We start from the raw sequence: 12,558 nt of genomic DNA on the forward strand, positions 1-12,558 counted from the left end.
AGGAGGCTCGGTGGCCCACGTCGAACTCTCGCTCTCGGAAGTGTTCGTGCCGACGGCGCGGGTCTCGACAGAGCCGGAGTCCGACAACTTCGGCCAGTGGTCCTCGACGGTCGGCCGGGCCGATGAGCCGTGCCTGCTGATCGACGCCGAAACCCGGGTGGTGGCGATCTCCACGGCCGGCTGCGAGCTGCTCTGCCTGGGTGAGCCGGACGGCCTGATCGGGCGGCCGCTGCTCGACGGCGGGCTGCGTCTGCTGGACTTCACCGCCAACCGGGGCGAGCTGACCGAGGCCGAGACCGACAAGATTCCGCCCCTGCTGGCGCTCTCGTCCGGCCGGCTCGCCCGCGGTCTGCTCCGGGTGCAGGCGGCGTCGGCGGACAGCTCCGACGCGACCGTGGACGCGATCTCCACCCCGGTGCTCGCCGACGGTGCCGTGGCCGGCTCGCTCACCTTCTTCTCCGAGGTCTGACCTGCGACGGAGTGTGTCGTTCGCCGCACGCGGCGATGCTGGGGTGGGCCCGCACCAAGGCCGTAAGGTGCCCTCATGCTCGATATCGCTCTGCTGCCGGGGGAGTACGCCGTGTGCCGGTTGGCCGCCGGCTCCACCCTGCCGTACGCGTTGTCGAGCGGGCTGGGCTGCGCCGACGTGGTCACCGTGAGCTGGACGGCCGACGGGATCTCGGTGATCTGCCCGACCGAACGGGCGCCCGCTCAGGCCGTGGTGGAGACCGTCTGGCGCTGCCTACGGGTCGTCAGCCCGGTGGACGCGGTCGGCACCGGCACCCTGGCCGCGCTTGTCGACCCGCTCACCGAGGCCCGGGTCAGCGTGGTCACGTTCTCCACCTTCGATACCGACTACCTGCTGGTGCCGGCCGTGCGACTGACCGAGGGCACGGCCGCGCTGGAGCGTGCCGGGCACCGCGTCCTCGGCTGAGCTTCACCCACGCGGCCGCTCCCCCTACGATGGGCTCGGCCACCCCGGCCACGACGACGTTCTCCGATGTCCCGAGGATCGGCCCGTGCCGTTCACCCCGCCCCGCCGCGCGTCCATCCCACCGCGGGCGACGACCCACGCCCCACCGGCGACCAACGATCCGGCGACCCGCGCGCTACCCACGCTCCGGGTCCTGCGGGCAGCGTTCGCGCTACTCGCCGTCGGCGTGCTGACGGGCTGCGGCGCCCCACCCGAGTTGCGGGACCCGTCCGGCCCCCCGAACGGCACCGGCGCCCCGACGGCACCCGGCCCGACCGGCACCCCGAGCACCCCGCCCGCCACCCCGCCGGTCGGCACCGCGACGGCCACCCCGGACGCCGGGCTGGTCGCGACGGCCTGCCGGAACGGACCGAGCGGGCAGCGGGTGGTGCAGCTGGTGCGCGGCCGTGGCGCCGTGCTTCCGGACAACGTCCGGGTCCGGGTCCGCACCGGGCCACTCTGCGCCGCCGACTGGCAGTACACCGTGCTGGAGGTGACCGGGCACGAGGAACTCCAGGTCGTGACCCGGGGTCGGGCCGCCGCGCCGGAGCTGGTCACCGCCGGCACCGACGTGTGCACCATCGAGGTACGTGCCACCGGTCCGGTGGGGATCCGGACGCTCGCCTGCGACGCCGGGCCGGTCGTCGGGCCGGGTGCGTAGGCTGGTCCGCATGCCAGGAACACCGCCGACGCGCTTCGTCTACCTCGGCCCGGAGGGCACCTTCGCCGAACAGGCGCTGCGCACCGTTCCCGCCGCCGAGCGCGGCAACCGTACGCCCGCCCGCAGCGTCGGGGAGGCGCTGGACAGCGTCCGGGCCGGGGACGCCGACGCCGCGCTGGTGCCGCTGGAAAACTCGATCGGCGGCGCGGTCGGTGTCACCCTGGACGAGATGGCCGAGGGCGAGCCGCTGGTGATCACCCGGGAGGTGATCCTGCCGGTGGAGTTCGTGCTCGGTGCCCGGCCGGGCACCTCGCTGACCTCGGTCCGCACCGTGGCGGCTCACCCGCAGGCGTCCACCCAGTGCCGGGGCTGGCTGCGCGACCACCTGCCCGACGCGGTGGTGGTCGACGTGCTCTCCAACGGTGCGGCCGCCGCCGGCGCCGGGGCGGGCGAGCACGACGCCGCGATCTGTGCGCCGATCGGGGCGGCTCGGCACCGCCTCGCGGTGCTCGCCGACAAGATCGCCGACCATCCCGACGCGGTGACCCGGTTCGTGCTCGTCTCCCGCCCGGGGCCGCCCCCGCCGCCGACCGGCGACGACCTCACCTCGCTCGCGGTCTACATCGCCCATGACCGGGTCGGCGCGCTGTTGTCGGTGCTGATGGAGCTGGCCGTGCGAGGGGTCAACCTGACCCGGATCGAGTCCCGCCCGACCGGCGAGGCGCTGGGCCGGTACGTCTTCTTCCTGGACTGCACGGGGCACGTGGCCGACGTGCGGCTGGGCGAGGCGTTGCAGGGCCTGCGTCGGGTCTGCGCCGACGTCCGCTTCCTGGGCTCGTACCCCCGGCACCGCTGGGCGGACGCGGCGGGCGAGCGGCCGGTGCCGGCGCCGGCCGGCCTCTCCGACGTCGACTACGCCGACGCGGCGGCCTGGCTGGCCCGGCTGCGCAGCGGCGAGCTGAGCTGATCGGACGGCGCCGGCGCACCCGGGAGCGGGAACGCCGGCACCTCGTGGTCAGCTGAGCAGACCGCCGAGCAGGCCACCCTCCTGCTGCTGCGCGCCGCTGCCCATGATCGGCGGCTCCTCGGAGGGCTGTACGACCACGAAGCCCTGGCCGGCGAAGCTCATCGTGAAGGACTCGCCGGTGCGTCGCCCGAGGAGCGTGCCGAGGCCGAGCTGCTCGGCCCGGTGGTAGCCGGTCTGGAGGTTGGCCGACCAGCAGACCGCGGCCTGCGGGTCGACGTACGTCGGGGCGTCCACGTTCAGCACCACCGGGGTGCCCCTGGTGGTGATGGCGATCCGGCCGTACCCGCTGAACACGCAGTTGAACAGGCCGGACGAGGAGGCCATGCCGGCACCGCCGACCATTCGGATGTCGTACTGGAGGGTGGAGTCGAAGGCGAGCACGCTGGAGCCGTTGATGGAGAGCGAGTCGCCCGGCTCCAGGTCGATGATGTGCACGTCCTTGGCCAGCTCGGCGAGGAAGACGTCACCCTGGCCGGAGACCTTCATCAGCGGGACACCCTCGCCGGTGAGCTTCTGCTTGAGGAACTTGCCGAGCCCACCCGAGCCCAGCGCCTGGAACTGCACCTGCCCCTGGTAGGCGACCATCGACCCGACCCGGGCCATCGCCTCGCCGTTGAGCTCGATCTTCAACATCTTGGAGTTCTGCAGCCGCATGCCGGGCTGTGCGGACTCCTTCTCCAGATTCTCCGTGGAGAACAGCTCGCTGCGCATGAAAGGTGCCTCCTGAAAAGGTCGCGGTCGCTGCACCGACGGTAGGCGACCAGGGCAACCACGGGCCATCGGCCGAGCGGCGCGGCGGATCGGTCAGGCGGCGACCGGCCGGGCTCAGCCCCAGCCCAGCGCGTGCAGCCGCGCGTCGTCGATGCCGAAGTGGTGGGCGATCTCGTGCACCACGGTCACCGCCACCTCGTCGACGACGTCCTCGTCGTTGTCGCAGATCCGCAGGATCGGGCGGCGGTAGATGAAGATCCGGTCCGGCAGCACGCCCGAGTAGTCCCAGCCCCGGGCGGTGAGCGCGTGCCCCTCGTAGAGGCCCAGCAGGTCGGGCTCGCCCGGCGGCGGGTCGTCCTCGACCAGGATCACCACGTTGCTCATCAGGCCGAGCAGTTCCTCGGGCACCTCGTCGAGGGCGTCGCCGACCAGCTCCTCGAAGCGTTCGCGAGTCATCTCCACCGGCACCCCACCCATTCTGCCCGACCCCGTCCCGGCCGACCGGTCGCGATGAGCTGGCCCTGGCCGGGATCCGCGCGTTCACGGAGAGAGCGGCCGCCCGGGTACGGGCGGAGACCCTGTCCGTGAACGTGCGGCGTACGGGTCGGCCGGCTCAGGAGGCCAGGCGGGCGGTGAGGGTGATCTCGGCGCCCGGCGAGAGCAGACGGGAGATCGGGCAGTTGGCCTTGGCAGCCTCGGCGAGCTTCTGGAACTCCGCGTCGTCGATGCCCGGCACCTGGCCGACGGTCTCCAGGTCGATCCGGGTCACGGTCATCCCGGCGTCGGTCTTGTCCAGGTGGACCTTGGCGGTGGTCTCGACCGAGGTGGGCGTCGAGCCGGCGTCGGCGAGAGCCTTCGAGAACGCCATCGAGAAGCAGCCGGAGTGCGCGGCGGCAATCAGCTCCTCGGGATTGGTGCCCTCGCCCTCCTCGAAGCGCGACTTGAAGGAGTAGGTGCCCGACAGGCCGCCCTTACCGGTGCGGACGGTGCCGGAACCCTCGGTGAGATTGCCCTGCCATTGTGCGGAAGCGGTACGGATAGGCATGACCAGAACGCTAGCGGAAAGGCGACCGCGGAGCGACCGACCGGCACGGACAACGGCCCTGCGATTCCCATCACCACGCGTCTGCTGTGCCATGATTCGACGCAGGCCCGTGACCGGCGGAAGGATGGCCGATGTCCGAGGAGCTGCCGATCCCCCGGCAAGGTGACCGGTCCGACGGCCCGGCCGTGATCGAGTGGGGTGCCGACGATCCGACCCCGCCGCGCCGGTTCGGCCGATCCCTGGCCGGTCTCACCCGGGACCCAAGGCTGCCTCTGCTGCTCGCCGGGCTCGGCGCGGTGGCCGGGGTCGCGTCGCTGGTCGGGGAGTGGCTGGTGATGACCCTGCCGAACGGCGGCCCGGAGGGGAACAGCACGATCGAGGTGCGCGTCGGGGTTTCCGAGGTCGGCGGCCTGGGGGTCGGTTACCTGGTCGGGCTGCTCGGCCTGGTCTGCACCGTCGCGCTGGCGCTGCGGGGCACGGCGGCTGTCCGGCCGAACGCCCGGTTGGCCGGGCTCACCCTCACCGGTGCCCTGCTGGCGCTGCTGGCCGCCGCCACGGGCACGCTCGACGACCCCGGTCAGCGCAGCCTCTACTACTCACCCCAGGACGGTTTCGGGGTCGAGTACGGTCGCGGCCTGGTGATGGCGTTCACCGCCTGCGTGCTGCTCGGTCTCGCGCTGCGGTTGGCAGCGGCCGCTCCGATCGGCGCACCGGCCGGGCCGGCGGCGGACGACCGGGGCGGGGACGATGCGGCGGGACGGGGCTGGCGCCGCCGTCGGGACCGCGACCCGGTCGACGAGGACGGCCCGCCCGCGCCGGCCGACCTGACCGTCACCTCGGCCGTCCCGTTCGCCCGCCCCGAACCCCCGGCCTGACCCGCGCCGGAAGCGCGGTCGGGTGCTCTGCCCGCACCGTCTGACCTGCGATTCATGGGCACCACGATGCGCCGCCCGTTGGCGCCCGATTCGCCTGGAAACCATGGTTGGGACCTGTTCCGCGAGGTACGGTTGCTGCCCGCCGTCACGCCGGGTCCCGGCACCAGTACCGCACGGCAGGCTGCGACGGCGGCGGGCGAAGGAGGAACGATGACCCGCCCGGGACTGCCCAAGCTGATCGCGACCGACCTTGACGGGACGCTGGTTCGCAGCGACGACACCGTCTCCGCGTACACCCACGGGGTGCTCGACCGGGTGCGGGCCGCCGGCATTCCGGTGGTCGGCGCGACCGGGCGCGGACCGCGGTTGACCGAGCTGACCCGCAACGACATCCGGGCCGCCGACTTCCTGGTGATGGCCGGCGGCGGGTGGGTGGTCGACCAGAGCGACCCGACCGGCCCGGTGGTGCTCCGCGAGGAGCGACTGGCCGGCGAGGTGCTGGCCCGGCTGCTCGCCGACCTGGAGGCCGAGGTCGGCCCGCTGACCGTCATGGTCGAGGCCTCCGACGAGCACGATGCCCCGCTCTGGGGCGACTACCACGCGAGCTGGCCCTACCAGGACAGGTTCGAGGCGCGCACCCGCGCGGAGTGCCTCTCCTGTGACGTGATCAAGGCCTTCGCCCGGACCGCCGACCACCACGTGGACGAACTGCTGGCCGTGGCCCGCCGGATCGTCCCGCCGCAGGTCGCCACACTCACCCAGGCCGGGCTCGGCTTCATCGAGATCTGCCCGCCCGGGGTGGACAAGGCGACGGGGCTGACGGTGGTCGCGCAGACCCTCGGGGTCGACCCCGCCGACGTGCTGGTCTTCGGTGACATGCCCAACGACCTGCCGATGTTCGAGTGGGCCGGCTGGTCCCGGGTGGCGGTGGCCAACGCGCACCCCGCCGTCCGTGCCGCCGCCGACGAGGTGACCCTCCGCAACGACGACGACGGAGTGGCGGTGTACCTGGACCGGCTACTGTCCCGGTGATGGGAGAGACACCGCGGCTCATCGCCACCGACATCGACGGCACGTTGATCCGCGACGACCACACCGTCAGCCCGCACACCGCCGACGTGCTCGCGCGGATCTCCGCGCGCGGCACGCCGGTCGTGCTGGTCACCGGCCGTCCCGTCCGCTGGCTCAAGATGGTGTACGACCAACTGGCCGAGCCGCTGCCGGCGGTCTGCGCCAACGGCGCCGTGGTCTACGACCCGTTCGAGGACGAGGTGCTGCGGGCCGACCCGCTCGCGCCGCAGCACCTGGCCGAGGTAGCCCGCCGGCTGCGCGCCGAGGTGCCCGGGATCGCCTTCGCGGTGGAGATCCTGGACAGTCGGGAGATGCGCCACGAGAAGCTGTATCCGCTGCGCTGGGACGCCGATCACGAGGCGATCCGGCTGGTCGAGACGCCGGAGGAGTTACTGTCCGTCCCGGCGGTGAAGCTGCTCGTGCGGGCCGGCGAGCAGGACCCGGACGCGTTCGCGGCGCTGGTCGGCGCGGTGGTGGCCGGCGTGGCCGAGGCGACGCACTCGTCGTCCTCCGGCCTGGTGGAGATCTCCGCGGCCGGGGTGACCAAGGCGGCCGGGCTCGACTGGTACTGCGACCGGCTCGGCGTGGCCGCGGCGGACGTGCTGGCCTTCGGTGACATGCCCAACGACGTGCCGATGCTCACCTGGGCCGGGCGGGGTGTGGCCGTGGCCAACGCGCACCGCGCCGTCCTGGAGATCGCCGACGAGGTGACCACGGCGAACTCCGAGGACGGCGTGGCGGCGTACCTGGAGAAGGTCTTCGGGTTGAGCTGAGCCGGCCGGGTCAGAGGTACTGACCGGTGTTGTGCCCCTCGCCACCGGTCGGCTGGCCGATGCCCGGCATCCCGGGCACGATCCCCCCGGGACCGCTGGGCAGCGCCTGCCGGCCGGATCGCATCTGCTCCAGCTGGACCCGGGCAGCCATCTGCTGGGCGACCAGGGCCGCCTGGATGCCGTGGAACAGACCCTCCAGCCAGCCGACGAGCTGGGCGTGCGCGATCCGCAGCTCGCTCTCGCTCGGGGCCTTGTCCTCCGTGAAGGGCAGCGAGATCCGCTCCAACTCGTCGCGCAGCTCGGGCGCGAGGCCGTCCTTGAGCTCGACGATGGACCGCTCGTGGATCTCGCGCATCCGGTTGCGGCTGGCGTCGTCCAGTGGAGCGGCCTTGACCTCCTCCAGCAACTGCTTGATCATGCTGCCGATCCGCATCACCTTGGCCGGCTGCTCGACCAGGCGGGTCGGGTCCTCGCCCTGCCCCTCCTCGGTCTGCACCGTGCCGATCGGCCGGCCGTCCGGGCCGACCACCACCACGGTGCCGGAGTGGCCGGAGTCGTCGCCTTCGGGCTCGTCGTTCTGTGCAGCGGAGTGCGCTTCGGTCATGGGGTCCATCTTTACCCAGCGGGCGCAACCCATGCCGCCCGGGACCGACTCCCGGGCCCGAACCACCCGGGCGGGGCGCGCTACCGTCGCGCCATGCCTGCCGACCCGCGCGCCGTGCTCACCCGGCCCGCTCCGGAGCCCGACCGGACCGTGGCATACGGCGACCACCCCGACCAGGTGGCCGACCTGCGGCAGCCGGCCGGGGCCGGCCCGGCACGACCGTTGGTCGTCGTGGTGCACGGCGGCTTCTGGCGGGCCGAGTACGACCGGCGCCACACCGGGCCGCTGGCGGCGGCTCTCGCCGCCGCCGGCCACCCGGTCGCGCAGTTGGAGTACCGGCGCACCGGGCAGCCGGGCGGCGGGTGGCCGGGCACCATGACCGACGTGCTGACCGGGGTCGCCGAGCTGCCCGGGCTGGCCGCCGAGGCGCTGCCCGGCCGGGTGACGCGCGCCGCCCCGATCCTCATCGGTCACTCCGCCGGTGGCCACCTGGCGCTGTACGCGGCGGCCACCGCGCCCGCGACGGTGGGCGGCGTGCTCGCCCTGGCCCCGGTGGCCGACCTGGCCGAGGCGTACCGGCAGAATCTGGACTCGGGCGCGGTGGCGGCGCTGCTCGGCGGCGGTCCGGCGCAGGTCCCGGACCGGTACGCGGCGATCGATCCACGGTCATTGGTGCCGATACGGACACGGACAGTAGTGATACACGGCTCGGCCGACCAGCAGGTGCCGGTGACGATGAGCCGGGCCTTCGTCTCGGCGGCGCGTGCCGCAGGATCCGATATCTCCCTTGTTGAGCTGCCCGGATGCGAGCATTTCGGGCTGATCGACCCGGAGTCCCCGGCCTGGCCCCGGGTCCTCGTTATGTTGCGGTCCCTGCACGATGATCACTAGCCATTGACGCAGCGTCGCGGAGCAGGTAGAACGCCGGAGGGGCGATGTTCTGCCCTGCAACGCTCCTGGGAAGGAACTCGGTGTCGCAGATGAATCGCAGGCGGGCGCTCCAACTGTTGGCCGCGCTCGGTACGACCGGATTCGCCGCCGCGTGCGGCTCCGACACCGACGACCAGTCGACCGCCGACCGGGGCCCAATCAAGATCGGTCTGATCACGCCGCAGGCCGGCGGCTTCAAGAGCATCGGTGACGACATCACCAACGGCTTCCAGCTCTTCCTCGACCTGCACGACCAGCGGCTGGGCGGGCACCCGGTGGAGCTGCTGACTGCCGACGAGGGTGACACCGCCAAGACCGGCAAGGCCGCCGTCGAAGACCTGCTCAAGCAGGGCGCGCTGGCGCTCACCGGGGTGGTCAACTCGGCGGTGATGGTCGGCATCCGGGACACCGTGGAGCAGGCCCGGGTCCCGCTGATCGGCTCCAACGCCTCGCCGAGCAGCCTGCAGAGCGTCTTCTACATCTGGCGGACGTCCTACGTGCTGGACGAGGCCGGCCGGGCGCTGGGTCGCTACCTGCGCGACCAGCTGCCGTCGAACGGCCGCATCGCGATGATCATGCCGGAGAACGTCGGCAGCCCGGACGTGGTGCGCGGCTTCCGGCAGGAGTTCGGCGCCAGCGACCCGCGGATCGCCGACCCGGTGACCAACACCAACCCCACCCCCAACCCGGGGAAGAACACGTACGTCGCGGACATCCGCAAGGCGCTGACCAAGAAGCCGACCGCGGTCGTCTGCTTCTACGCCGGCGCGGCGGCGGTGGAGTTCATCAAGCAGCTGCGTGACCAGTTCTCCGGGCCGGTTTACGCACCCGGCTTCCTCACCGAGGGCACCGTGCTGGAGAGCATGGACAGGGACGCGCTCGGCATCCAGACCGCGCTGAACTACTCGGCCGACCTGAACAACACGTCCAACCGGGTCTTCGCCTCGGCCTACCGCAAGAAGTACCAGGTCACCCCGACCACCTACGCCATGGCGTCGTACGACGCGGCGCAGGTGCTCGACCAGGCGATCCAGCTGACCGGTGGGTCACCCACCCCCCAGCAGGTCAACCTGGCGCTGGGCAAGATCGGCCAGATCGACAGCCCGCGCGGCATCTGGCAGTTCAACCAGCCGCGCACCCCGCAGCAGAAGTGGTACCTGCGCGAGGTGCAGCGCGACGGTCAGGTCATGTCGAACGTGCTGATCAACGAGCTGGCCACGCTGGGCTGAGCGCCACCAGGAGCAAGGTCAGGGGCCGGTCTCCCGGAAGGGAGGCCGGCCCCTGCCGTACGGGGCGGTGTTCCGGTCAGTGCCGGAGTTCGGCGATGCAGCACTTCACGCTGCCGCCGCCCTTCTTCAGCTCGGCCAGCTCGACCGGGACCGGGGTGTAGCCGACGGCCTTGAGCTTGCCTGCCAGCCGGGTGGCCTCGCTGTTGAGCACCACGTTCGCGCCGTCGCTGACCAGGTTGAGCCCGAAGGCCATCGCGTCCTCGTCGTCGGCGATCACCGCGTCCGGGAAGAGCTGGGTGAGCACCCGCTGGCTGGCCGCGGAGAACGCGCCGGGGAAGTAGACGATGTTCGAGTCGTCGATGGAGGCGAGCGCCACGTCCAGGTGGTAGAAGCGCGGGTCGATCAGGCGCAGCGACACCACCGGCCGGCCCAGCGCCTCCTGCGCCTCGGCGTGCGCCGGGATCTCGGTGCGGAAGCCGTGCCCGGCCAGGATGAGCCCGCCGTGCGCCTCCGGCACGTACGCGAAGTCACCCTCGCCCTCATTGATCTCGCTCGGGGCGATGAACCGCCAGCCCTGCGACTCGTGGAAGGCATGGTGCAGAGCGGCCTCGGCGGCTCGCTGCTCGTGCTTGAACCGCGCGCCGTAGACACTGCCGTCGACCATGAAGGCCCCGTTGGCGGCGTACACCATGTCGGGCAGGCCACGCTCGGGGGTGAGCAGGTGCACCTCGTGGCCGAGGCCGACCAGCGTCTCGCGCAGCCGGTCCCACTGCTTGACGGCCAGTTCCCGGTCGACCGGGGTGGTCACGTCCATCCACGGATTGATCGCGTACTCCACCGCGAAGTGCTCGGGCGAGCACATGAGATATGTCCGCTTTCGCGGGACTCGCTGCTGGTTCACGGTCACCAAGAGTAGGTACCGTTGAACTTTGGTAACAGCCACAACCATTGCTTCCCAGAGGCGGAACGTTGCAGATAGACGCGGTAGACCAGCGGATCATTGCGTTGCTCGTCGCCGACGCCCGCGCGTCGTACGCCGACATCGGCACCCGGGTGTCACTCTCCGCCCCGGCGGTCAAGCGCCGGGTCGACAGGTTGCGCGCCACCGGCGTGATCAGGGGATTCACGGCGGTGGTTGATCCGGCGGCCGTCGGCTGGACCACCGAGGCGTTCGTCGAGCTGTTCTGTGCCGGCCGGACCACCCCGGCACAGATCGGCGTGGCGGCCCGCCGGCACCCGGAGGTGGTCGGCGCGTACACCGTCTCCGGCGAGGCGGACGCACTGGTGCACCTGCGCGCCGCGGACATCGCCCACCTGGAGGCGGCGCTGGAGCGGCTACGCGCCGAGTCCTTCGTGACGTCCACCCGCAGCACCATCGTGCTCTCCCGGCTGGTCGAGTCCCCCGGCGTCGGTCCCTCCACCCGCTGACCGGATCCGCCTCGGCCGCCAACGGTGGCCCGGGTCGGAAATTCGGAACGGGACGACCGACGGGAACGGGAGCGACCGGGGCCGCGTCCAACCGCAGTGGCCCCTGCCCGACGGCCGGCCACCGCAGCATGACCCTCCCTCCCCGGCGGGTGGGGCCTGGTTCTCGGGGTTTCCGGGCCCCACCCGCCCTTGACCTCAACCCCGGTTGAGCAGATGAACTGACGGCACAGCGTGGGCACCACGCCCACCGCGGCCGAGGGGATCCCATGCGAGCGGTCTGGTTACGTGAATTCGGCGGGCCCGAGGTGCTCGTGCCCGGCCCGGCACCCGACCCGGCGCCCGGCCCCGGCCAGGTGCTGATCGACATCGCGTACGCGAACATCACCTTCGTCGAGACGCAGCAGCGCGCCGGTCGCCCCGGGCCGTTCCGGGTCACCCCACCGCTCATCCCCGGCAACGGTGTCGGCGGGGTGATCGCCGCCGTCGGGCCGGACGTCGACCCCGGACTGACCGGGCGACGGGTGGTCAGCGCCACGGGCGGCTCCGGCGGATACGCCGAACGCGCGGCGGTGGACGCGTCCGCGCCGATCGAGGTCCCGGCCGGGCTGGCGCTGGACGCGGCGGTCGCGCTGCTGGCCGACGGACGTACCGCCACGATGCTGATCGAGGCGGTCGGCGTCCGCCCTGGCGACCGGGTACTGGTGGAGGCCGCGGCGGGCGGGGTGGGCAGCCTGCTCGTGCAGCTCGCGGCCCAGGCCGGTGCGCGGGTGATCGGCTTGGCCGGTGGGCCACGCAAGGTGGACCTGCTGCCCGGACTGGGTGTCGATCTGGCGGTCGACTACCGCGGGCCGGGCTGGGAGAACCGGGTCCGGGACGCGGTGGGCGGGATCGACGTGGTGTTCGACGGTGTCGGCGGGTCGGTCGCCCAGACGGCGTTCGGCCTGCTGGCCCCGGGTGGCCGCATGGTCAGCTTCGGGTTGGCCAGCGGCGAGTGGTCACCGGTGCCGGCGGAGGCCGCCATCACACGGCAGGTCACGCTGGTCCGGCCGGACGTGCCGCCCGCGCGGCTGCGGGCGTACACCGGTCGGGCGCTGGCGGAGGCGGCGGCCGGCCGGCTGCGGCCCCTGATCGGGCAGCGTTTCCCGCTGGAGCGCGCCGCCGACGCGCACGCCGCCATCGAGGCCCGCTCGACAGTCGGCAAGACCCTGCTGGTCGTCTCCTGAAGCCGTGC

The 12,558-nt window shown here is 72.5% G+C and carries 16 protein-coding genes; 11 read left to right on the plus strand and 5 right to left on the minus strand.

Annotation, left to right across the window (positions count from 1 at the left end; genetic code table 11):
* Nucleotides 1-10: 10 nt before the first annotated feature.
* From KBX63_RS16830 to pheA, 4 genes are all read left to right on the plus strand, one after another.
* Nucleotides 11-469 carry a hypothetical protein gene (locus tag KBX63_RS16830; protein WP_210912185.1) on the plus strand — a complete coding sequence of 153 codons (459 nt, stop codon included), beginning with the start codon at nt 11-13 and terminating at the stop codon, nt 467-469.
* 75 nt (nt 470-544) lie between these two features.
* Nucleotides 545-934, plus strand: coding sequence for an ACT domain-containing protein (locus tag KBX63_RS16835; protein ID WP_210912186.1), 390 nt, complete (start codon nt 545-547; stop codon nt 932-934).
* Between the two features lie 193 nt (nt 935-1,127).
* Nucleotides 1,128-1,634, plus strand: a complete 507-nt coding sequence (locus KBX63_RS16840; protein ID WP_210912279.1) for a hypothetical protein — start codon at nt 1,128-1,130, stop codon at nt 1,632-1,634.
* A gap of 10 nt (nt 1,635-1,644) precedes the next feature.
* Nucleotides 1,645-2,601 (plus strand): prephenate dehydratase, encoded by a 957-nt coding sequence (pheA, locus tag KBX63_RS16845; RefSeq protein ID WP_210912187.1) that lies wholly within the window; start codon nt 1,645-1,647, stop codon nt 2,599-2,601.
* A gap of 48 nt (nt 2,602-2,649) precedes the next feature.
* On the opposite strand, the gene KBX63_RS16850 is transcribed toward pheA, so the two are convergent.
* The 3 genes from KBX63_RS16850 to KBX63_RS16860 form a co-directional block, all read right to left on the minus strand.
* Nucleotides 2,650-3,372, minus strand: a complete 723-nt coding sequence (locus KBX63_RS16850; protein ID WP_210912188.1) for an AIM24 family protein — start codon at nt 3,370-3,372, stop codon at nt 2,650-2,652.
* 114 nt (nt 3,373-3,486) lie between these two features.
* Entirely contained in the window at nt 3,487-3,834 is a 348-nt protein-coding gene (locus KBX63_RS16855) for a metallopeptidase family protein (protein ID WP_210912280.1), read from the minus strand.
* A gap of 151 nt (nt 3,835-3,985) precedes the next feature.
* The gene (locus KBX63_RS16860) at nt 3,986-4,417 is read right to left on the minus strand and encodes an OsmC family protein (RefSeq protein WP_121656729.1); all 432 of its coding nucleotides are present in this window, start codon (nt 4,415-4,417) and stop codon (nt 3,986-3,988) included.
* 131 nt (nt 4,418-4,548) lie between these two features.
* Here KBX63_RS16860 and KBX63_RS16865 point away from each other — a divergent pair, with 131 nt between their 5' ends.
* The 3 genes from KBX63_RS16865 to KBX63_RS16875 all read left to right on the plus strand — a co-directional run bounded on the left by KBX63_RS16865 (nt 4,549) and on the right by KBX63_RS16875 (nt 7,136).
* Nucleotides 4,549-5,292, plus strand: coding sequence for a hypothetical protein (locus tag KBX63_RS16865; RefSeq protein ID WP_210912189.1), 744 nt, complete (start codon nt 4,549-4,551; stop codon nt 5,290-5,292).
* Nucleotides 5,293-5,502: 210 nt separating this feature from the next.
* Nucleotides 5,503-6,324, plus strand: a complete 822-nt coding sequence (locus KBX63_RS16870) for an HAD family hydrolase (RefSeq protein WP_210912190.1) — start codon at nt 5,503-5,505, stop codon at nt 6,322-6,324.
* Complete coding sequence (locus KBX63_RS16875; protein WP_210912191.1) at nt 6,324-7,136, plus strand: Cof-type HAD-IIB family hydrolase; 813 nt, start codon at nt 6,324-6,326, stop codon at nt 7,134-7,136. The genes KBX63_RS16870 and KBX63_RS16875 overlap by 1 nt, the downstream gene beginning before the upstream one ends.
* Before the next feature lie 10 nt (nt 7,137-7,146).
* Here KBX63_RS16875 and KBX63_RS16880 read toward each other — a convergent pair whose 3' ends face one another.
* Nucleotides 7,147-7,749 (minus strand): bacterial proteasome activator family protein, encoded by a 603-nt coding sequence (locus tag KBX63_RS16880; RefSeq protein WP_210912192.1) that lies wholly within the window; start codon nt 7,747-7,749, stop codon nt 7,147-7,149.
* Nucleotides 7,750-7,833: 84 nt separating this feature from the next.
* On the opposite strand from KBX63_RS16880, the gene KBX63_RS16885 reads away from it, so the two are divergent.
* Both KBX63_RS16885 and KBX63_RS16890 read left to right on the plus strand, forming a co-directional pair.
* Complete coding sequence (locus KBX63_RS16885; RefSeq protein ID WP_210912193.1) at nt 7,834-8,631, plus strand: S9 family peptidase; 798 nt, start codon at nt 7,834-7,836, stop codon at nt 8,629-8,631.
* A gap of 80 nt (nt 8,632-8,711) precedes the next feature.
* On the plus strand, nt 8,712-9,899 hold the full coding sequence (locus tag KBX63_RS16890; protein WP_210912194.1) for an ABC transporter substrate-binding protein: 1,188 nt from the start codon (nt 8,712-8,714) through the stop codon (nt 9,897-9,899).
* A gap of 76 nt (nt 9,900-9,975) precedes the next feature.
* On the opposite strand, the gene ddaH is transcribed toward KBX63_RS16890, so the two are convergent.
* A complete protein-coding gene (ddaH, locus tag KBX63_RS16895) occupies nt 9,976-10,809 on the minus strand; it encodes a dimethylargininase (protein WP_374102231.1) in 834 nt (277 codons plus the stop codon).
* Nucleotides 10,810-10,868: 59 nt separating this feature from the next.
* Between ddaH and KBX63_RS16900 the strand changes: the two genes are divergently transcribed.
* Entirely contained in the window at nt 10,869-11,327 is a 459-nt protein-coding gene (locus tag KBX63_RS16900) for an Lrp/AsnC family transcriptional regulator (protein ID WP_074315467.1), read from the plus strand.
* Nucleotides 11,328-11,593: 266 nt separating this feature from the next.
* Nucleotides 11,594-12,550, plus strand: a complete 957-nt coding sequence (locus KBX63_RS16905) for a zinc-binding dehydrogenase (protein WP_210912195.1) — start codon at nt 11,594-11,596, stop codon at nt 12,548-12,550.
* Nucleotides 12,551-12,558 lie beyond the last annotated feature (8 nt).

The organism is Micromonospora sp. U21 (assembly GCF_018070045.1).
Taxonomy (GTDB): domain Bacteria; phylum Actinomycetota; class Actinomycetes; order Mycobacteriales; family Micromonosporaceae; genus Micromonospora.

Bases quoted from the DNA above. Each gene is read 5' to 3' on its own strand.
- pheA (WP_210912187.1), top strand. From the start codon at position 1,645: ATGCCAGGAACACCGCCGACGCGCTTCGTCTACCTCGGCCCGGAGGGC.
- KBX63_RS16885 (WP_210912193.1), top strand. From the start codon at position 7,834: ATGCCTGCCGACCCGCGCGCCGTGCTCACCCGGCCCGCTCCGGAGCCC.
- KBX63_RS16905 (WP_210912195.1), top strand. From the start codon at position 11,594: ATGCGAGCGGTCTGGTTACGTGAATTCGGCGGGCCCGAGGTGCTCGTG.
- KBX63_RS16870 (WP_210912190.1), top strand. From the start codon at position 5,503: ATGACCCGCCCGGGACTGCCCAAGCTGATCGCGACCGACCTTGACGGG.
- KBX63_RS16880 (WP_210912192.1), bottom strand. From the start codon at position 7,749: ATGGACCCCATGACCGAAGCGCACTCCGCTGCACAGAACGACGAGCCC.
- KBX63_RS16850 (WP_210912188.1), bottom strand. From the start codon at position 3,372: ATGCGCAGCGAGCTGTTCTCCACGGAGAATCTGGAGAAGGAGTCCGCA.
- KBX63_RS16875 (WP_210912191.1), top strand. From the start codon at position 6,324: ATGGGAGAGACACCGCGGCTCATCGCCACCGACATCGACGGCACGTTG.
- KBX63_RS16860 (WP_121656729.1), bottom strand. From the start codon at position 4,417: ATGCCTATCCGTACCGCTTCCGCACAATGGCAGGGCAATCTCACCGAG.
- KBX63_RS16835 (WP_210912186.1), top strand. From the start codon at position 545: ATGCTCGATATCGCTCTGCTGCCGGGGGAGTACGCCGTGTGCCGGTTG.
- KBX63_RS16865 (WP_210912189.1), top strand. From the start codon at position 4,549: ATGTCCGAGGAGCTGCCGATCCCCCGGCAAGGTGACCGGTCCGACGGC.